This is a genomic window from Bacteroidota bacterium (assembly GCA_040388375.1).
In the GTDB taxonomy this organism is placed as follows: domain Bacteria; phylum Bacteroidota; class Bacteroidia; order UKL13-3; family UKL13-3; genus JAAFJM01.
Window position 1 is genome coordinate 25,781 of record JAZKBU010000015.1, and the last position, 21,901, is coordinate 47,681.

General features: G+C 36.1%; 11 protein-coding genes. 1 reads left to right on the forward strand and 10 read right to left on the reverse strand.

The features are described from left to right. Positions 1 to 443: 443 nt before the first annotated feature. The 6 genes from V4538_15890 to V4538_15915 form a co-directional block, all read right to left on the reverse strand. Positions 444 to 2,081, reverse strand: a complete 1,638-nt coding sequence (locus V4538_15890; protein MES2382529.1) for a hypothetical protein — start codon at positions 2,079 to 2,081, stop codon at positions 444 to 446. Between the two features lie 30 nt (positions 2,082 to 2,111). Further along, on the reverse strand, positions 2,112 to 5,255 hold the full coding sequence (locus V4538_15895; GenBank protein MES2382530.1) for a tetratricopeptide repeat protein: 3,144 nt from the start codon (positions 5,253 to 5,255) through the stop codon (positions 2,112 to 2,114). Between the two features lie 173 nt (positions 5,256 to 5,428). After that, complete coding sequence (locus tag V4538_15900; GenBank protein MES2382531.1) at positions 5,429 to 8,092, reverse strand: AsmA family protein; 2,664 nt, start codon at positions 8,090 to 8,092, stop codon at positions 5,429 to 5,431. 173 nt (positions 8,093 to 8,265) lie between these two features. Next, positions 8,266 to 10,335: a 7TM diverse intracellular signaling domain-containing protein gene (locus V4538_15905; protein MES2382532.1), complete on the reverse strand. Its 2,070-nt coding sequence runs from the start codon at positions 10,333 to 10,335 to the stop codon at positions 8,266 to 8,268. Between the two features lie 85 nt (positions 10,336 to 10,420). Beyond that, entirely contained in the window at positions 10,421 to 11,134 is a 714-nt protein-coding gene (locus V4538_15910) for a hypothetical protein (protein ID MES2382533.1), read from the reverse strand. Between the two features lie 12 nt (positions 11,135 to 11,146). After that, positions 11,147 to 13,405: an Rv1355c family protein gene (locus V4538_15915; protein ID MES2382534.1), complete on the reverse strand. Its 2,259-nt coding sequence runs from the start codon at positions 13,403 to 13,405 to the stop codon at positions 11,147 to 11,149. Positions 13,406 to 13,534: 129 nt separating this feature from the next. Here V4538_15915 and V4538_15920 point away from each other — a divergent pair, with 129 nt between their 5' ends. After that, entirely contained in the window at positions 13,535 to 14,041 is a 507-nt protein-coding gene (locus V4538_15920; protein MES2382535.1) for a response regulator, read from the forward strand. Positions 14,042 to 14,117: 76 nt separating this feature from the next. On the opposite strand, the gene V4538_15925 is transcribed toward V4538_15920, so the two are convergent. The 4 genes from V4538_15925 to V4538_15940 all read right to left on the reverse strand — a co-directional run. After that, positions 14,118 to 19,871, reverse strand: coding sequence for a T9SS type A sorting domain-containing protein (locus tag V4538_15925; GenBank protein MES2382536.1), 5,754 nt, complete (start codon positions 19,869 to 19,871; stop codon positions 14,118 to 14,120). Then, positions 19,868 to 20,464, reverse strand: coding sequence for a hypothetical protein (locus V4538_15930; protein ID MES2382537.1), 597 nt, complete (start codon positions 20,462 to 20,464; stop codon positions 19,868 to 19,870). Before V4538_15930 ends, V4538_15925 begins: the two co-directional genes overlap by 4 nt. 185 nt (positions 20,465 to 20,649) lie before the next feature. Next, complete coding sequence (locus tag V4538_15935; protein ID MES2382538.1) at positions 20,650 to 21,243, reverse strand: hypothetical protein; 594 nt, start codon at positions 21,241 to 21,243, stop codon at positions 20,650 to 20,652. 38 nt (positions 21,244 to 21,281) lie between these two features. Beyond that, positions 21,282 to 21,901, reverse strand: a 620-nt coding sequence (locus tag V4538_15940) for a hypothetical protein (protein MES2382539.1), incomplete at its 5' end; no start/stop codon positions are given.

The window sequence follows — 21,901 nt, forward strand, 5'->3', positions numbered from 1 at the left end:
AACCGTTTGTCGTTACGCTATTGGCTATTCATATTTGACCCCGTTGGGGTCGGGAACTATTAGTGGAGTATATTTCGGCTTCGCTCAATATACAGAAACATTTATGTGGAGGGAACGACTCCGGAGGAGTCGAATATGAATAAAAATGCTGCTCACTGCAAAAAACATACGACCCCAAAGGGGTCGAATAAACCTGGCAATTGTATTGGTTATAAATATTCGACCCGCTTCGGGGTCGGATAACCGTTTGTCGTTACGCTATTGGCTATTCATATTTGACCCCGTTGGGGTCGGGAGATTGGTTGTGGTGTTGGGTTATTGATATTTGACCCCTTCGGGGTCGTTGGGTTGTTGTTTCGGTCTGTTTGTAAAAGGGTGTGATATCAAAAAAAAGGCTGCCTTTGGAGGCAGCCTTTTTTATTGTTATCGGGTTATTGATTGGGTTAAAATACGAGTGTTACCCCGGCCAGTCCGTTGAAGCCATATACATCGTAATTGGTCCAGCGTTTGTAACGGGCGGCAGCCATATTGTTCAGGTTTATAAATATGGATATGCTTTTGTTGTAACGGTAATCTATACCCATGTTTAAATCAACAAACGGGTCTAACTTAATTTTTGAAACGGCATCCTGATTACCTGCATTTGGATTGGATAAACCGCCTGTACGCTCGCCTACATAAAATATATCGGCACGCAGTAAAAACTTATCGCCTAAGTTGTAGGTGGTGTTTAATTTGGTTTCGGTGCTTGGGCGGCTATACGGATTGGCTAGCTTGCTCATGCTATAGCCATAGTATTTGCTTACCAAGCCTAAACGCCATTTCTCCCCTACCTGATAGCTCACATCGGCACTTAAAGTAGTCAGGGTTACGTTGCCATTGTCGTAAATGGTTTTTTGGCGGTTAAAGGTATCTTGTATGTAAAACAATAGGTCGTCTATATTGGCAATGGAAGCATGTAAGGCGTAGTTAAAGTTATCGGCAAAGTTGCCCTTTAAGCCTACATACATTTCAAACTTGTTATTGGTATTTTGGTACGATGGATAACGCACAAACGGGTTTTCGGTAGTAATGCTGCGCATGGTGTTTACTTGTAAATTACCGGTAACACCACCCAATACAGTCAGCTTGCTTGGTATTAAGTGGTAGGCTGCTTCGGCTACGGGATAAAAGTAGTTTTTGGCATCGGTACTATCGGCAAACAAAGAGTAGTTAAACCCTGCTTTGATATAGAAATTATCATCGCCAATGTTTATACGTGGGTTAAAGGTAAAGGTGCTGCGTTGCATACTGGTGCCATTGTTTATATTGCTTATGCTGTTAATGGCAGTATATAATTGAAAAGGTATATCGCTAATGCTTTTGCTAAAGTTGCCGCCCAGCTTAAAGTTATGTTCGGTTAAATCGTAGCTGTTGCTTATGTTATAATAGTTTACATCTACTTTATAATTCAAGCTTGCGGTATCAGCCTTTAAGTTTTCTAAGCTGATATTGATATCGAACAAATTGTATATGTTTTTAAGGGTATCTTCTTTTACGGCTAAGCCATCAGGATAACCGTAATTGTATATAGCATTCCGGTAATATAAAGCGGAAGCGCTCAATACTGATTTATCGAACATACGTTTGGTATGCATGCCAATGGTATTGTTACTAAAATTATTGTAATCCCTATCGCCAGTCGATGAAAGGTGCTTGTAGAATATACCGTTGTTCCATGTTTTGTTGCGTACGCTGTTGTAATATATTTCGGCCAGTGGGGTTAAGTAGTTACCAAAACCTAAGCGCATATAATTGTTTTTTAGCTTGGGCAATAACATAGTACCTAAGCTAATGGGCTTTATGGTATAAATGGTTGGCTCTATACTGGTATTTAAATCGGGCACCATATAGTTAAAAGTAGGCTTGGTACTTTTTGGTTGCTCGGGGTTTGGGTTAACCGGAATTTTGATGGATTCGGATAAGGTGGGTACATACCTTACGGAAACATTTAATCCATCGCGTAAGGTGTCCTGCTGCGCAATGGCTTGTAAAACCAACAGGTTTAATGCTATAATGATATATAATTTAATAGTTTTCATTGTCAATTTGATTTAAGTGTTTGGCTATAATTAATCGCGGCTTTTTACTCTCTCTTCTATTTTCTTTTTCAAATCGGTTTTCACGCCTGCCTCTTCGGCCTCTATCTGTTTCAGCTTTTCTTCGGCTGTTAGTTTTAAATCGGGCTTACTGGTTTCGTCTATTATACTTTGTAGGGTTGCCTTGGCCTGAAAATAATCTTTTTGTGCCCAGTAGATATCGGCCATCAGTATAAAACCTTTTACTACCCATGTTTCAAATGCACTGTAAGTATCGTTCAGCTCATTGATGCTTTTGGTGCTGGCTTTATAGTCTTTATGTATAAACTGTATTAGGGCTATATTGTATTTGGATTCGGCTGCTATGGCTAAATTTATATTGGGCGATGTGCCTTTGTTTTCTTTTAACAGGTAGTTGAATTCGGGTAAAGCGCTATCGGGCTTGTTGTTGTTTATATAGTAACGGGCTATGTTTAATTTGGCATCCTGCAAACCTTCTTTGGTGGCTATGCCTGAATTTAAATAGCGGAAGGAAACTTGTGTGGCTGTATCCATTTTTTGTAATATGGTGGCGCAGCGCAACTGGCCTAATAAGGCTACCTGTAAATTGTTTTTGTTACCGGCTATACGCTCCAGGGCTGCATAGTATTCAAATGCTTTTTCGTAGTTTTTACGCAGGTAATAAATAACGGCACACTGACGTGTACTGCGTTCGGTATTGTCGCTGCGTATGTTGTTAGCGGTATATTCATAACCTACCAATGCATCGTCATAGGCTTTTAAATAGTAATCGCTTTCGGCTTTGAAGTAATATACTTTTGCTGTAAAGTAACCTCCGGCAAAACGGGTTAGGTAGGTGGCAAATCCCCTGCTGGCTTTCACATATTCCTTACCTGCTTTAACGGTATCTTTTTGCTGCAATGCATTTACGGCTGCCTGGTAGTTTACAAAGGCTGACTGAAAGGTTAATGAATCTTGTGCCGAAGCTGACTCTATTACATTGGGTAATCCTTTGATGATGTTTAAATAGGTTTCGCTTTCGCCTTTGCCCACTAGTATGTTTTTCAGTATGACTAAACCTTGTCTTGCTTCATCGGTACCGCCATAGGTGGTAGCCAAAGTGGTCATGGTTGTAATGGCTTCTTCATCGTTACCCATATTAAACAGGGTTAAGCCTTTGTTTACATACGCTTTCCTGATAAAGGCACTACGCGGATAGTTATTGATTATATTGTTAAAGCCTTTTAAAGCTTCGCTCAGGTTTTCGTTTTTTAATTGCTCATCAGCTCTTTCGTAAATAGCATCGTCAATAAATGTTGATTTTGGAAAACGCTCAATTAAGGTGGTCAGGGTTTGTATTTTTTCGTTTGGTTTTTTTATTACACCTTGTATCATGGCTTTTTGGTAAGTAGCATAATCGCTGCCATTCAAATCTTTATTGATTACTAAATTATAATACTCTATAGCCTTGGTGTAATTGGCACTGGCAAAATAACAATCAGCGGTACGTGTTACGGCATCGGTATATACTTCGGGGTTGGTCATTTGTGCATCGTGCTCTACGTATTTTTTAAAGTACTCTATGGCATTGTTATAATCTTCGGTTTTTAAATACGCATATCCCAAGCTGTATAATGATATATTGTAAAAACGGGTGGCTTTAAACTCTTCTATTTGTTGTGCTTTTTTAAAGTGGATAACGGCATTGGCATAACCTGTTTCTTTATAAGCCATTTCGCCTAACCAAAAGTGACTTAAACCCACCATTTGCTTATCGTAGCTGCCTGCACCAATTACTTTGTTAAAATACTCAGATGCTTGCTTGTAGTCGTTTTGCAAATACAGCTCTTCTGCACGGTAGTAATATACTCTTTGTAAAATGGTTAAATCTTTATCGTCCTTATCGGCTATGCTTTCCAGTATTCTAATGGCTTCTTTATAATTTTTACTGGTCAGCAATAAATTACTGATTAAACTTTTTGCTTCGGTTATGTAAGTTGATTTAGGGTACTTTTCAATAAATGAGCTTAAGCCTGCTAAAGCCCCTGTGTTTGACGACAAATCGTAACCCAGCTTAGCGGAGTTAAACAATGCTTCCTCATTTATTTTGCTTATAAAACCTAAAGCATACGCTTTATCGAAAGCACTGCGTGCATTTGGTTTTTTATCTACCGCTAAATAGGTGGTGCCTAATTGCAGATAAGCATACTGGGCTAAGGTATCTTTTTCATCGGTTACTTTTAAATAACTATCTATGGCTTTATCGTATTGCTTATTGGTTTTGTAAGCATAAGCCAAGCGGTAATAATCGTTGCGGGTTGGTGCGGTTGGTGCTTCGTTGGTATATTTTTCCAGGTAAGGTAATGCCTTTTGGTAGTCGCCTAAAATAAAATACGATTGCCCTAACATACCTGCTACATCTATAGCCACGTCTTTATTGGTTATGGTATCGCAGTAGGCTATTACCTGATTGTAATCTTTTTTAGCAAAGTAAATTTGCGCTACGTATACGTTGCTTAACGGACCAAATGTTTTGTTGTGTTTTATGCGTCCAAAATGATCTAACGCTTCATCGTAATTGTTTTGCCTGTAAGCTACATAACCGTAGTAGTAATTGGTGGCATCGTAATACTTGGTCTTTTCGTCTTTTATGTTTTTAAAAGCTTTTTGTGCTTCGTCAAACTGATCCATTTTAAAGTTGCTGTAGCCTTTTACAAAATAAAACTCCAGTAAGTCGTTGCCTGATAAGCTGGCCTCGGTAACTTGGTTTAAGTAAAACACAGCTTTCTTGTTGTCTTTATTGCGGTAATAGTACCTACCCAACTGGTATTTAGCCAGCACAGCTTTGTTGTATTGTGGATAGTTTTTAACAATAGCTAACAGCAGTTTTACTGCATCGGTATTGGCTAATTCCATGGCACAAGTAGCTGCATAGTATTTAGCGTTTACCAGATACACTTCGTCTTTACAACGCTCAGCAAACATGTTAAAATGTTTTTGTGCGGCTGCATATTTTTCTTTGTCAAAAAGCTCTAAAGCCCTTTGGTAAATGCGGGTTTCATCTTCGTAAACAGCAGTTCGCTGTGCACTTATCTGCGTGGGATTGAAAGTAAAAACAAGTATAAACAACCATAAAAAAGGTATATACTTTATATAGGATTTACATTTATTGAACATAAAATTGGTTTGATTTATAATTAAAAAATAACATCCAAATGTAACTGCCTTTTACAACTTGATAAACACAGCTATTTTGTGAGTGTATAGTTTGTTGTGCAATTGATTTTCGCAAGCATAAAAAAGGCTGTTAACTTGTGAGTTAACAGCCTTTTTAGTATGTGGTTATATTCTTATTTACCAAACAAACCTTTTAGTTTTTTCTTGGCTTCTTCTTCCAGTTGTTTTTTAGCTTTATCGGCCTCGGCTTTTGCTTTGGCTTCTGCCTCTTTTTTCAATCTGTCGGCTTCGGCTTTTCCTTTTGCTTCCAGTTCTTTTTTCTGTTTCTCCACTTCAGCTCTGGCTTGGTCTTCCAGCTCTTTCTTTTTGCGGTTTACTTCATCGCTTAACTGGTTTTTTAAACTGCTTGCTTCGTTTTTAGCAATATCGGCTAAATTGGTGCTTACAGTTGGTTTGGTAAATGTACCGCCAATGGTTAAACCTACATTGATTATTTCGTTCAGCTTCACATTGGTTCCGCCTTTTTGGTTTAACTGTGCTAATGCACCATCAATGGCCGCATTGGCTCCACCTAAATCTTTACGTGGTAAAGCCATGGCTCCTGTATAATCTATGGTTTGGTCTAAACCGGTTGAACCACCTAAGGTTAATGTTTTACCTGCTACTTTTACCGGGAATGGTTTGGTGTATACTCTGCCTCCTTTTACTTCGTATTTAACCAATACATTGTTTAGTTCCAGCTTGCGTAATTCATCGCGTTTCAACGCATCGGCTAATTTATTAAATACTTCTACATCGCTTACCGAAGCATGCGGTATTTGTAAGTCGCCCGATGCATATAACTTATCGTACACGGGTTTCATTTTACTGTCTAATTCAGTTGTAAATTTAAATACGGTAGTGCTGAATGTACCTTTCATTTTCTCCGCAATTGGTGCTATTTTTTTAATGGTGTTAAAGGTTGCAAATGCTTTTTGAATATCTAAATCTTTTATACCAAAAGTCATATCAACCGTTGGTTTTTTAGGATTGGTTGTTTCGTAATAACCATCCATGCTCATGGTACTGCCTAACAGGTTTAAACCTATTTTATTAAAGGCTAATTTTTGGTTGGCTACTTTTACAGCTCCTTTAAAGTTGGTAATCTCCATATTGGTGTAAAGTAATTTGCCAATGCTGCTGGTTAATGTAAAATCAATGCCTGCAGGAATTTCCACTACGCTCATACCGGCTGTATCGGCAGCGGCATTAGTTGGTTTGGCTTCTTCTTTGCTTAAAAACTGGTTAGCATCCATTACATTACTTTTAAAGTTCAGGTTTCCAACAAGGGTACCTTTTCCAACAAAGTATGGGAAAAAGTTACTTAAATCGCCATTCATTTGCATATCGCTATTGCCTATGGTAGCATCAAAATTACTTAAGGTAACTAACTTAGGATTGAATGCCAATACAGCGGTTTTTAAATTCATACCCTGTGGTAACTCTTTTGATTGGTAGGTAATACCACTGGCTGCAATGGTTCCGCTTGCACTAAAGTTTTCGAAATCTTTATTTTCAATAGCACTTACTTTTCCTTTGGCTGCAAAGTCGGAAGTAATTAATCCGCCTAGCTTAGTTCCTTCGGGCATAGGCACAATTTTCACTATATTATTTAAATTCAATTTACCTTTTAATTGCGCATCTATAAATGGGTCTTTTATTGGGTTTGTAGCTAATAATTTAGCATCAAACGGATCGCCTTGCAGCTCAAAATGTAAGCTTGATAAATCAATTTTGGTATTGTCTAAATTACCATCGGGATTGGTAACACTTAATTTAATACCTACGTTCTCCACAGGTGCAGGTAATGCAGGGTATTTAAACCATCCTTGCTCTACCAATAAATTAAAGGCAAAGGCAGGTAACTGCTTGTCATTATAAGTTCCTTTTGCAAAACCATCAAAGCCTAATTTTCCTTTTGACTGAATGTCTTTAAACGATGAGCTGTAAATAGCAGGAATCAAAGAAAGGAAATCTTTGAAATCGTTTTTCTTAGCTGCATACTTTATATCCATATTGATGTCGTCACCATTCATGGCTACGAAACCATCCATGCCAAACATCAAATCATTTAAGCCAAACTGGTTGTCTTTAAAGGTAAATTTCATGTCTTTCATATTGGCTTCTACTTCGGCCTTTACGGTGGCATGTACTTTACTTAAATAACTGATATTAGCCATTGCATAAGTTAGTTTTGTTATATCTAAATCATGGTTCATGGTAAATAAATCTTGGGTAAAATCGCCTTTTAAGGTATAGTTCATCCCTTCTATTTCACTACTCATATTACCGGCTTTGTCAATATAACTGATATAACCATTCTTAATTTCAAATACTTTTAACGATACATCAAACTTTGAAGGTTCAGCACTTGGTGTTTGTTGTGCCGTATCGGCTGAAGGTTTGGCTATATCCCAATTGGCTTTACCATCACTTAACACAATAGCATGTATACGGGGCTCATCTAAAAATACTTTTCTTATTTGTATTTGTCCGCCATTTATTACACTCATTATATCAAGTGTAGCTTCCAATTCATTTAAAGCAATCAGGGTATCACCTTCAAATTCGTTGATACCAACTAATTTGAAATCTTTAATGGATACCGTAAAATTAGGAAACGATTTGAAGAGGCTTAAGCCTATATCATCGCTGAATGAAACTTTTGCATTGATACTTTTGTTGGCTTCTTCTTTAGCCATGGCTAATATTTTGCCTTTAAACATAAATGGCAATGCAATAGCAGCCAATAGTAAAACGCCAATTACAATAAAACTTATTTTGATTATTTTTTTCATATTAAACAATTTGCTTTCGATGGGCGAAAATAATGCCAATAGCTTAATATTCTAGTAAAAAAGTAATGACTTTAGTAAAACAGGCCAGCCCTTTACAGTAAGGACTGAAACAATAAATAAATAGATGTGAAACAGGGGCATAAATACCTCATAAATCGCTTATAAAAACTAAACTACCTGTTCAGCCTGTTAGGAATGGCAATGGTAAACTCGGTTCCTTCGCCCACCACGCTTGATACGGTTATTTTGCCTTCGTGCATTTCAATGGTTTTATACACAATGGACATCCCTAAACCGGTACCCTCACCCACTTCTTTGGTGGTAAAGAACGGGTCAAACATTTTATTGACTGTTTCTGTATCCATTCCTATTCCGTTATCCTTAATAGTCATGATAAACTTATCGCCTTCTACTTTGGTTTCAACGGTAATTAAACCTCCCAGTTTTTCACCCCATTTTTTAGTAATGGCATAAATAGAGTTGCTGAATAAATTCATGAATACCTGGTTTAACTTACCCGGATAATGCTCTATAACACCTGTTGGCGCATTGTAATATTTTTCAATTTTAATTTTACCACCCAGCTGATTATTCACCAATACCAAAGTACTGTTGATACCTTCGTGCACATCGGCAAATTTTGTTTCAAACTCATCGGAACGAGAAAATACTTTTAAGCCTTTTACTATTTCGGCCGTTCTGCTTGCGCCCTCTCCTATTCCTTTCAGTAAAAAGTCAATCTCGGTTTTCAAATAATCGTACTCCACATTTGCCTTCAACTTATTAATTGATTTTACCTTCTCTTCCTGTGTTATCTCTGATTTGACCACTCCTTCTACATTGTCCATTAACTCCACCAACATTTTTACATCGCGTTTCAACGGATTGATGTTTGACGAAACAAAATTAATAGGGTTGTTTATTTCATGCGCTATACCTGCCGTTAGCTGACCCAGTGACGACATTTTTTCTTTCTCCACTAACTGAATCTGTGTTTCCTTTAAAACGGTTAGTGTATCTGTTAGCTGTGTATTGGCATTCTCTAATTCACTGGTACGTTCTTTTACTTTTTCTTCCAAAACCACGTTTTGCTCTCTGGTCATTTTTTCATTTAACAACGCAACTCTAACGGCTTCTTCTTTGGTTTCTTGTTCTTGAATTTTTAAAATATTGTATTTATCGGCCTGTGCTATACTTAACAATATAACTTGTACCGCACTACCATATAAAAGTATTTGTGATGTAAATATATTGTAAGGCAAAATACCTAAGTTGGTTAACACAAATAATATAATGGAAACAAATAATACTGACCATGAAATAAAGTAAAACATCGCCAACCGCGATTTTCTAATTACTAATTTAAGAGATATATACAGCATATAAATAGCAACTAAACCTTGTATTGGTTGCAAAAGTTCATACGCTAAATTGTATTTACCCATTATGCTTAATATGATAATTACAAAATATAAGGGATGAAAAAGTGTTAACCCTTTATTTACTTTTGGTAAAACTTCTTTTGTTCTCAAAAATGCTTTTGCATATTCAATTCCGGTAATACTTACCAAACAGGTAAATAGGTAAATGCCATTCTTTGCCAGAAATACGTTTGAAGGCCAAATAAATAATGTTGAATAACCTTGAAAACTAGCTTGGGTTAACAAAATAAATATGGTATGTAACAAATACCATATATAGCTTTTTTTATCGTCAGTTATGGTTACTGTAAGGAACAGATTATAAAAAAACAGGGCTAAAATAATTCCAACGTAAAACCCGAAAATGATAAATTTTAATAACCAAACACTACCATACTCTTCCTCACTCCGTAAATAAAGGGGTACAAATAATTGGCCTGAATTGTTTATTTTAAAATAATATGTTTTACTGTTATTTTTATCTATAGCCAGATTATAAACAAAAGCCGGAACTTGTTTAGCAGTAAAAAACTGACTTAAACTTCCTCTGCTTTCCGTAATTTGGTTTAAACTTCCATTGTTTTCTTCAAATAATATTACCTCATCTATATTTAGTTGATCAATTGAAAGCTTAAAATTATTTATATCTGATTTATTTTCCAGTTTAAATCGTAACCAAATGGTGGTTTCTGTTATTTTAAAATTGAGAAAATCTTTGTCTGATTTAATAAAACCCTGCTTTAAATTTATAGTTGATACGTTTTCAGCGTGAAGAGAATCTGCATAAAATTCTGTTTTATCAGCTAAATTTATCTCATTCATGTTCGCATTATCAATAACTATAGTTTGCTGCGCACTGACATTTATAAAAAAAGCCAATAAAAAGATTAAAAATAAAAACTTTGTCTTACTTATTAGCATAAATGTTATGATTAATTATTTTTAGTTCAAGTTGTAAGTTAATGTCAAATACCATACTCTCACCAACATGTATTATATTTTGATTTGGTTTGCCTACCATTGAGTTAATATCATCTAAAAACTTGGGGTCGGCTGATGATAAGTCTGATAAATTTTCGATTTTTAATGCGGTAGCTACCAAATCAAGTTTAGGGTAATTAAAGGTTCCATTTTTACCTATTTTATCTTCAATTTCGAAACCGGCCATTTGACACATTTTAACAGTGTAGGGGGCGCATAATACAAATAAAGATTTTAATGCTAATTGTCGGGCTAAAGAAACACCCACTTTTGTTAATATCTGGCTTAATCCTCTTCCTGCAATATACTTCGAATTCCAAAGTCCGCATAACTCACCGGTACCATAACTTTTATATTCATTCACCAAGTTTAGTACGCGTTCGTCAACCACTTTTATCGCATCTTCTAAAGGAAGCGGAGCATAATCATTGGCTATATGTATTCTTTCTCCTCCAAATATCGTTTTTCCATCTTCACTCTCAATAATAACAACATAAACACCCGGATTGTAAAACCATGATTTATTAGATGTCGTCACCTTTGTAATGCCATAATCCAGCAAAACATTTTTATGACCTTCGGCAAAAAGTTCACATGTTGCCTCATCGTCAATTGCTCTAAACGCTCTAATTCTTAGCATATATTTTTTTTATTACATATGGTAATAAAATTGTTTTTCTATGGGTTTCCTTAATGACCGTGCAGTAGGCTCTCCTGCAATATGCAACTTAAACATAAAAATAGCAGTTTCCTTACTATTTAATTGCCACAAGGCCTTAAATTCTTCATACATTTTGAGCATTAAGGCTTTAGAATGCTTATTAAATGTACTTTCATTTTCATTAGCTAATCGTGCAAACATAAACAAAGAAGCTGAAATTGGCTGAAAACAAAGGCCTGATTGATTGGCTTTAATCCATATACGTTGTAAGGCTGAGCCTCCGTTTATGTATGACATAGCCTCATCTGACGAAGCAGTGATTAAACCAATAGCCGATGAATTAATAACGCCCTTTGCCGATATTTTTTTAAAACCTGTACCCATGTTCCAGTTGCGTAAATAGGCAATGGCTTTTTCATCAGATGCTAAAAGTAAACCTGCTCTATCGCTGGCACTTGATTCCATTGTTTCTATATCAACACCATCAGCGGTGCTTTCTGTTTGCTCTTTATTCCAGCGTAATTCTTTTACAAAAAGATCGTAATGCCCTTGCGGATGCAATACCCTTAACATATCTGTTGTGGTTATAATTTCAGCCGCTTTTGTTAAATCATTCGTATCGCTTATCCACTTTAAACTTATTTCATTTAAAGAGGCAATTTCTTTGTTTAATGCTTCAAGCGTATCTGAACTTAAAGCTTGTTTGGCTTCTACTTTTCTATTCGTACCTCTTACAAAAAGGGATGGTAATAAATCATCTTTAGGGGTATTACTTTTTTCAAACTGTATAGCTGCTATTAAGTTATTGGTACTGTTTGGAACAAACGTTTTAACAATAGGTTTTAGACCATTTTCGCTTGCTTTTATTTTTAAGTTCTCCATAGCTGCACCAAAACCAATATAACTACCTAAATGCTTATAATCTAAAAAGGAATAAGAGGCTGATACTTCGTGGTATAAATACAGCGTACTGTTTTTCCATATCCATTTCCAGGGTTGCATATTGCCTCCGCTCGGTGCATGGCAGGCAGCTTCTACCATTGGTTTTAAAATAGCTAAGCTAACATCTTCCTTATGCTCTGTTAATGTTACTTCCGGATGTTGCAGGTTGGCAAAATAATCCAAGCCATTTTCCTTCGGTTCATCAATAGGATTATATGTATCTGTGTTACCAATTGGTTTTTCATCGGCAATCAACTCTTCCAAATCAATATAAAACCTACCTGATGCATGTAACTGATTGAGTAAAATTCTTCTGGCTACATCCGTTCCTAAAGCACCGCCCAATGCTACTGAGGAAGCTAATTGTGGCCAGGTAGTAATAGTTTGCTCTACCTCCAACATACTTGCTTTTAAACGCGTTGAAATAGTATCTGCGCCAACCATAGGCAATATATAAGGTATTTTTTGCTCGTTGGTTAAACCGGCTATTTTTTTGGGGTCTAAATCGCCAACAAGTCCATGTAATATAGGTCTGTCAGGTTCTAAATCAAACCTTTCTATATCCATCATTCCCCTATCGCTTGTATCCATTATTACGGGTATACCCAGTTCGCGTGCTTTGTACCTGCATTGAATCTTAATATCTAACCCATCGCACTCATCCACCAATAAATCAAGTTTGCCTCCTTCGTTAAAAAAGGTATCCATATTATCATGGGTTAAACCCTCCGGAAAACAAACTACTTTTAAAAATGGATCCATCTCCGCAATCTCACGCGCAGCCATGGTTACTTTAGAAATTCCTAAATTATGTACACCTGACCTAATTCTGTTCAAATTGCTTAATTCTAGCAAATCAAAATCGGCTAAGCGCAATTCGCCAAAAGTTCTTTCCATAGCCATGGTTAACGCTATGCTTTGGCCAACTGACAAGCCTATTACACCAATTTTCTTTAACGATAAAACTTCACGCTCCTCCGGGGTAATTTTATATTGATTTCTGTTTGTTCTAACTAAAATAAACTCTTCTTCTCCCAATAAATGCACCAATCTGTTGCTCCAGCTATAATAAACCCAAACGCCATAATCTGTTAATGGAATACCCTGTAAATGCTGATTAATCAGGGCTTCATATTCATCGTCTTTTAATTTAACTTTAGGGTGTTTTGATTTAATTAATTCGCGTAATTGGCTGTATATCTCGTCAAAAATGGTAGGTTTTTTTTCAGTAATTAATCTTTGTAGTTCCCCTGCTTCACTGGAATTAAGCTTATTAAATATTTGTGCGTTCAATTGAAGGTGCTCCATATTTTAAAATATCAAATTAAAATGATTATTGGTAATTATTTTAATTTATTTTTGTGTAATTTTGTTCGAAAATAGTTTTACAAGTCACTGTTAAAACAAATACTTTTGAACACTGTTAAATAAATAATTATGGAAACATCTGATATAAACGAGAAAATTAAAGTTCTTTATTTGGATGATGAAGAATTCAATCTTCATGCTTTTAAAGCAACATTCCGCTTTAAATATCAAGTATTTGTTACCACAAAAGCACTTGATGCATTGCAATTAATAGAAGAAGAAGGCATTTTCATCGTCATTTCAGATCAAAGAATGCCGGAAATTACCGGTGTTGAGTTCTTAAAAATGGTAGTAGGGAAGTTTCCAAACACAAAACGTATTATGCTTACCGGTTATAGCGACCACAGCGATACTGTTAATGCTATTAACGATGGTAAAATATGCCAGTATGTAACCAAACCCTGGAATGAAGAAGGATTGGATGCTATTATACAGGCTTCGTGCAAACAGTATTTTGAAGAGGAAGAGATAAGAGCAAAAGCTGACCAGTTAGAAGATGTAAGTAAAGAACGCGATCAATACAAAATAGAGAGCGATCAAATAGAATTTATGCTTCGTCAGAAACTATTGGAATAAAACAACAATTGCATATACAAAAAAGGCTGCTTAGTTAAAACTAAGCAGCCTTTTTTAATTAACTAAAATGTACTTATTAATGTATTACACTCATTGTTTTGGTTTGCTTTACTGAACCATCAATTACTATGGCATAATAATACAGTCCATTGGCCAATAATGAGCCATCTATTTCTATCTTATCAATAGGTTTATCAATTTTTTGGGTATATATATCCTGACCCAATACATTGGTAATTTTTAGTTCGGCCTTGGTAAAGTTTTGCCAAATTTCAAACTCAACTATTGTATTGTTATCAAAAGGGTTGGGATAGTTAGTCAATACAATTGGCGGCAAACCACTTTGCAACTGTTTTTGTAACTGCTCTTTCGTGGTTGTTTGTTTATCGTTCATTCCTATTGTATTGTTAGTCGTATTGATGGTGCGTAAACTACCTCCCTGGTGCAAGCTATCTATATACACAGTATCGCAATAGCTCCATGAACCACACAAATTAGAAGCCCACAAACAAACCAAATAGCTGCTATCAAAAGCGGGGAATGTATGAATGGCATTATAATCATAACTGTTGGTGCTTCCATCGCCAAAGTCCCAAATAAAGGAAGCGGTGCTGGTATTAGGCTCCGTATAGTTGGTAAAATAAACAGTACTGTCAAGTGTTAATGATTGAGTGAATACTGGGTTTAAAGCAGTATCCAGTAAGATGGTTATTTCATCAATTTCTGCGGTACTTGCTGTTATAACTGAAAGTATATATTTTGATGATTTTACAGGACTGTCTTTAGCTACAAAATAATTATTCCAACTACCTAATGACACGGTATCGTTATCGGTTATTTTACTCCAGGCAGTAGTAATTTCATTGAAATGATTGGCTACAAAATCATCATAAGCATTCAGTATATTATCCATGCAGGGGTCTATATTACCCCAATTATCTAAACTGTCTAAGTGGTCTTTTAAATCGGTATTACTTAATACGCTGCTTTTAAAATAATCTAAAGAGCTCAATGAGGGGTCGCTAAATTGGGTAAAATTAGTATAATAGGTTTGATACCAATGCTCCTTAAAAAACAACTCTTTTTGTACTGCATTCGTAAATAAATTATACAAATCGGTAGGGCACGAAGAAGCTGAAGCTGCAAAAGAACTATAATGCATAAAATGGGTAAAGTAACGGAAGTAAGTAGGGCTATTGCCTGTATTATGGTTACCATAGTAAGTCATAAATTGGGTGGCATCGTAATAGTTAAGCATACCTAATAACAAAGTCATATCATATGGAAACCCAAGCAATGTTTCTGAACTGTGTGCACTGTCAAAACAAAGGGTATCGTTATAACCCGCATTGGCATATCGGTTGTATTTAATATGTGCCGTATCTGTAGCCGTGCAAGTACCATTTTTAGCTATTAAAACATAGGTTATGCTATCCAGTGGGCTACTTATAGGGGTTAAGCTTGTGCTTGAATCGAGCCATGTAGCGGGTTCCCATCTAAAGCTATCGGCAGCACTTATATAACCATGTAATTTTACGGCTGTTGCCCCATTAATAGGTTGGGCATAAGCGGTTGGTCTTTCTAAAATAATATTTACGCCCGATGGTACTGTAACACTATCGTATTGGGTATAGGTACCGCAATCGTTTTCAATGGTGAGTGTAATGTAATAGGCTTTTCCTCCTTTAAAAAAGTAATCTTCAAAGCCAATAGTATCGGGTAAATAACCATAATCTGTTTTAGAGTATGTTGGCATCAATATGTTACGCGGACTATATAAAACAATGCTGTCTTGTTTTTCTGTTACCTCCAGCGCATACCTTACCATTTGGTTATTTAAGTCGGAAATGGTTGCATAAAAAGTACCAATACCTTCGCAAACGGTACTTGGTACGCTCACTGTAAAAATCGGTGCTTCTGCTGCATAAATATAGGCTACGGTATCGTGCAAAACACCACAGTCATTCCAGGCTGATATGGTTACACGATGGGTAGTGCCGGGGTCAAAATAATAAGTCCATTCATCGGGTGCATTTCTTGGTTCTTTGCAAACCGGGTCGGGTAATATACTATCTTGTACTATGGTATCGGTAATACAAGTATCTACCCAAATTTGGTGAGCGTTCAATATACTATCCATACGGCATACCTTAATTTGGTAGCGTGCATCGTTCAACATCCTGTTTAGTTTAATGTGCAATGGCTCTCCCGGGCATAAGGTATCGTTACGTGACTGAAACGTAGCAAAGGGCTTGGCAAAATTGGTATAACCCCACTCTTTGTTTACAAAGGGTGTGGTCGTATCTAAACCACAAATAGGATAAGTAAAAAAGGCATGGTTGGTATCGGGTAAAATGGTATCAGTTTGCAATATGGTTTTAATAGCAAAGTAAACACCCTCCTGAGCGGTGCCCGGTGGACTTGTTACGGGAATTAAAAACATATTTCTGTCCGTGGTGTCGCCTGCGGTTTTTCGGTATTCTATATGTGCATCTGGTTCTATATGTACATACGCACCCGGCTCTGCTATTATTTCTCCCCAACCCTGGCTGCAATTACCGCTATCGCCTATTTGTACAAAAGCACCTGCTTTTATAATTAAGGAGCCATTTTGCCTTACATAAATACCTCCTCCATTTTTTATATAAGTGTGGCTGCCTGGCTCTAACACCAAGGCGCTTCCGGGGGTAATAATAATAGCACTATTATTGCTGAAAGGAGCTACTAACGAATCTACCCCATTGCAGGTTTTATGTTCATAGGCTTTGGTTTGGCAAGGTCCTTCTATTATAATGGAGTCTTTGTTTTGTAAATAAACGCCCTCGCACATATCTATTTTTGAGCTATTGCTAATGCGCAATAAACCCTTTGGATATTGTACGGTTAGTTTATTGCCCAGGGTTTCTTTATGTCCTTCGTCCATATCAAAAGTGCTGTCTATTTTCATCCAGGTAGGCGGAAAATAACAGTTTAAGCAATTTTGTTTTTCGGTAACAAAAAAAGCAGTTTCCGTGGCAGGTATCAGCATGTGCAATACTTTTGTCAATGAATCGTACCTGCTGGGTATGGTATCCATATTGGGTTGCAGTGCTACCATATCAACCCCGCGCCCTACATCGGGTAAAAACAAAGTAATACTATCGGTACCTGCAGGGGTACTCAATGCTTTAATACGCGCTGTATAGGTATATCTTTTGGTAAAACCAATAGAGGCATCTACAGGAATGGTAGAGGCTATTAAATCAGAATCTCTATAGCTGATATAGGTTCCATTGTTTATACTTACGTACCTGATGTTGGCATAAGTAGGTTCGCAGTATTTATAGCCATTGGCATTAAAAGCAAGCGTATTGCGTTTTACAAAGGCTTGTTGTGCATCCAGTTTTATTTTATAAGTACTATGGCTTGGTAAGTTAAATGGATTGCTTACGCTATCAGCCACATTACCATCCCAACGGGTAAAATGAAAGTGTGAAGCGGTGTCATTAATAGATTTACTTGGGTTAGGTGGCGTATTTTTACCTGTAAATTTTGCTGTTATGGAAGTGTCTGTGCTGTTTATAAACCTGATAGAGGTTGTTACATGGTCTGCTGTTTCTTCTTTGGTTACCGTGGGCAGTGAATCAGCACACCTTTGCGGGAAGAGAAAGGACTGAAATATTGTTTTTTTGACAGGTTGGTGAATACGTAAACGGGTATGGTAATCACCTGAAATACTCTGGCCTCGTGTTCCATCGCTAAGATTTGAATTAACGGTATAATAATCTTCCCAATAATTTTTACCCGAAACATTGTTATTTAAAGCCGAAACATGGGCGGTTAAACCCCAATTAGCACTCCCGCAAGCATATGTCCACCGGTATAAATTATTTGTTTTTCGGAATGAAAAGGGTACACTCGGGTTACTACTCCCACTATCTCTGTAATCTTTATTTCCATTTCCATTTAAATTAAGTTTTATATACTGAAAATCATCTGCAGTAGTACTTGATGCATCCACAAAATCATTCATCATATAATAAAAATTTTCGCTATTGTTTACGGCTATTACATTTCGCCTAATAGCATCGGGCAATACATCAAGTGAGAGATTAGCGAAGGAATAGGTAAGATTAAATTGTTGGATATGGCTTGTTTTTCCATCGTCTTTCAGTTCATATACCGGATTAACATATAACCTGTTTTCTGCAGGAAGGCCCTCGTCAATTTCTATTGTATTGTGCATCCAGTAACTCTTGGTTTCTCTGGCCTCATGTGCCCAATTAAAATAAGGAGGGTCAATAGCCAAAGGCGTTAATAGCCCGCTTTCCTCCCCTGCATAAATCATAAAGCTTCCCAAATCATCATCTTCGTGGGTAGTGCCTGTACCCGAAATTTTATCGACCGCTATGCCTTTTTCTGCCAGCATATGAAAGGTATGCTGGGCTTTGTTGCTATTGTTGCGCAGTATTATATTGCCCGCATTTTCACTAAAATAGTATGGGGCTGGTTTTTCCGATAGACCTAAGCCCATAGCTAATATAAAATCACCCCGTAAATCGTAATTGCCATTTGTTAAGCCTCCGCTTGATGGATTGCTTAACCACTCTTTCATACCCAAAACGCCCAATATATTTGAATTGCCTTTATTTTCTTGACTTCCGGTATTGTCGTAAGTAGGTATGGAGCCATCAGAATTAAGCATAGCTTTATACGATTTAAGCAGGGTTTGATACCTTTCATCCCATAATAGCTTTTTATTCCAGTCCGGAATAAAATTACCCATGGTACGCATATAAGGCAATAAGCTATACAATACATATATAAAGTAACCAGGCCCCTCTGCATAACCCGCTGTACCGTCATGGCTGGTTTGGGGTACGTTGTCAAAAGCAAAGGCATGTCTGCCAATAAATAAATTATCTTCTATGCCATCTTCGCCCATTAAAATACCATTACCTCCAGTAGTACCCAAAGAACGCTCCATCCAGTTAATAGGGCTATAGCCTGTAGGATTATTGGCCCCACCAAAAGAAATAACAGATAAAATAGCACCCCAAAAATCCATTAAAAAGGAATTGCTCACACCTGCATCGTTTAACACCAAAGCCGCTGTACCCAATGCGCTACAGGCTATAATACCATGGTTTTTTTTCCAACCCGTACTGCTGTTTATTACGGCAAAAGCAGCGGTGTGAAAGTTCCTTGTAAGCTCCCTCAGTCTATTTCTTCCACTGGTAGGCCCATCGTTTCTGTCGTCAGTTGGGTAGGCATCGGTACATTTAAGTATATCGTAAGCCTGGGCATATCCTATCAGTTCCTGCGCTCTGTTTATTAAAAGTCCACAATCTTCTCCACCCCAGCAACTTATTATATTGGTTTTTAAATTACGCATACCCGTAGTAGCATGATCTCTGAAATACTGTTTCAAAGTAGGGTCAGTCATGGGTTCAAAAACATGATTAGCACCTACTTTATGATACTTTATACCAATTAAATAAACAATGGCATTGTTTTTAGTCCATGCAGCATGGGGGTTGGTTGTTTTATCAGCAGCAGAACCACCGACTGGTTCTGGTAATTGAGCTGTAGCGTATATTTCTGAATACAATTTCGCATAAAATTCTGTAACATCATTGGTAGGTAAAGGTTGTCCAGCATAAATTAAATTTCTAATCTTTTCTAATTCATTCTGTAAATTCCAATTGTCCTTTCTTTTATTAAACATGGTATAAGGATGTTCCCGCCAAAAACCATGGTCTTCATATCTGCCTGCAATGGTTTCGGTTGGCTGTGCACTTAATAACTTACTAATTAAGCAATAAGCAATTAATATGATTATGTTTTTCATTTCTTTAAGTAAACTAATTCATTTAATGCGATTTTCACAACGCCAAGTTTGTTATTATAAAAAATATAAGTGGTTGAGTCAGCCCCACCTCCTCTTATCCTAAAACATTTAATTGGAATTGATTTCAAGACTACTATATCATTGTAATAATTTGTATCATTAAGGGCTAAAGCATCAACACCTACCTTATTTTGTTTATTCAATAACCAATCATAATAACAGCTATATTGATATTCGTCATCATCTCTCCTAATTAATAAATTAATCTCACTTAACTTTGTATTGCTTGAAGTAAAATCATATTTAATCTGTTCGTAATTTTTAGAATTAGTCCCCCCACAATCTGGGTTCCCAAGGGGAAGCGTTATGTTTTTATATGTTTGTTTTTTACTTTGTCCTATTAGGGTGGCTGTATCGCCTTGATTACTTATAAATACCAAAGTATCACTACCTGTATAGAGTATTTTGCTTTTTTCTTCATCTGTTAAATTATAAAAATCGTTGGTGGATGGAGGGCAGCCATCTGTTTCTTTGCCGCAACTTTGCCAGAATAAGATAAGTAGTAATAAAACGGATAGGTATATAGTTTTCATAAGGTAAGGGTTTTATCAAATGTATTAAACTGGTTTTTAATTAACCATTATAATTGTATTAAATATTTTATAAGGATGTTCCAGTCAAAAACCATTGTCTTCGTATCTACCTGCAATGGTTTCTGTTGGTTGTGACTTACTATCGTAAACAAACAGTACAAACAAAAAAATTATTAAAGAATATTTCATGATTTTTTATAAGTCAAAGTGTCTAAATCAATTTGGATAATACCTTTATCTTTTGAATAGTAAATTTTATTAGAAGGATTTGTATAAGATCTTATATTTATATAAGGAACATAGATTTCATTAATTTTTATAGAATCTAAATAATTCATTTCATTATAAATGAATTTACTGGTTTGTTGGAATTTATTAATTCCATTTATTGCAAAATCATAATAAACAACATAACTATTAGGATCAGTTGCTCTATAAACAATTATATTTATTGGATTTAACTTAGTATTATTTGAAGTAAAATTATATTCAATCCTATCATAATTTTCAGAATGAGTTCCCCCACAATCAGGGTTACCTAATGATACTGTTATATTCTTATAATTTTGTTTTTTACCCTGTCCTATCAACGTAGCAGTATCACCTTCATTGCTTACAAATACCAAGGTGTCGTTACCTGTATAAGGTATTTTACTTTTTTCTTCGTCTGTTAAATTATAAAAATCGTTGGTGGACTGAGGACAGCCATCTGTTTCTTTGCCGCAGCTTTGGGAGAACAATATCAATAAAAATAAAATGGATAGATGTATTGTATTCATAAGGTAAAGGCTTTTATTTCTTTGTTTATTCTTAACTATTACTGTAAGTAGAATTTTGTATTTGTAAACTTATCATTGAATACAATGCAACCAAAATCTTTATTTATAATAATGCTGTTACTTGTGGTATCACCTAATGTAGAATAAGCAAAAATAGCATTGGTATAGGTTTTATTATTCATTGGATAGTTACCTATATAATAAGCATATCCAAAAGAAGGATTAAGCCAAGCTTCATCAATTACAAAATTTATATTGTTAAATTTTATACTAATTATATTGGTAAATGCTTGTTCCATTTTCAAACTATGCCTCACCTCAAATTTTCCATTTCCTTTAATGGTAGCATAGATATTTCGAATTTGTTGGTATCTATTAGTAGCATAACCAAAGTCCGGTGAACCATCACCTGGCTCTTCATACCACAAGGTATCGGTTTTGGTTTTTACAAAGGTTAACGTATCTCCCTTGTCGCTGGCAAAACTAATGGTATCAAATGCTTTGTTAGTAAAGTAAGGTGTTTGTTTAATGGATGCTTCTTTTAAGTAAAAGTAATAGGTGCCTGGAGTGCCACCACAATTTCCTTTGTCAAAGCCGCAACTTTGCCCGAACAGTATCAATAAAAATAAAATGGGTAGGTAAACTATTTTCATAAGGC

Bases quoted from the DNA above. Each gene is read 5' to 3' on its own strand.
- V4538_15890 (MES2382529.1), bottom strand. From the start codon at position 2,081: ATGAAAACTATTAAATTATATATCATTATAGCATTAAACCTGTTGGTT.
- V4538_15895 (MES2382530.1), bottom strand. From the start codon at position 5,255: ATGTTCAATAAATGTAAATCCTATATAAAGTATATACCTTTTTTATGG.
- V4538_15900 (MES2382531.1), bottom strand. From the start codon at position 8,092: ATGAAAAAAATAATCAAAATAAGTTTTATTGTAATTGGCGTTTTACTA.
- V4538_15905 (MES2382532.1), bottom strand. From the start codon at position 10,335: ATGAATGAGATAAATTTAGCTGATAAAACAGAATTTTATGCAGATTCT.
- V4538_15910 (MES2382533.1), bottom strand. From the start codon at position 11,134: ATGCTAAGAATTAGAGCGTTTAGAGCAATTGACGATGAGGCAACATGT.
- V4538_15915 (MES2382534.1), bottom strand. From the start codon at position 13,405: ATGGAGCACCTTCAATTGAACGCACAAATATTTAATAAGCTTAATTCC.
- V4538_15920 (MES2382535.1), top strand. From the start codon at position 13,535: ATGGAAACATCTGATATAAACGAGAAAATTAAAGTTCTTTATTTGGAT.
- V4538_15925 (MES2382536.1), bottom strand. From the start codon at position 19,871: ATGAAAAACATAATCATATTAATTGCTTATTGCTTAATTAGTAAGTTA.
- V4538_15930 (MES2382537.1), bottom strand. From the start codon at position 20,464: ATGAAAACTATATACCTATCCGTTTTATTACTACTTATCTTATTCTGG.
- V4538_15935 (MES2382538.1), bottom strand. From the start codon at position 21,243: ATGAATACAATACATCTATCCATTTTATTTTTATTGATATTGTTCTCC.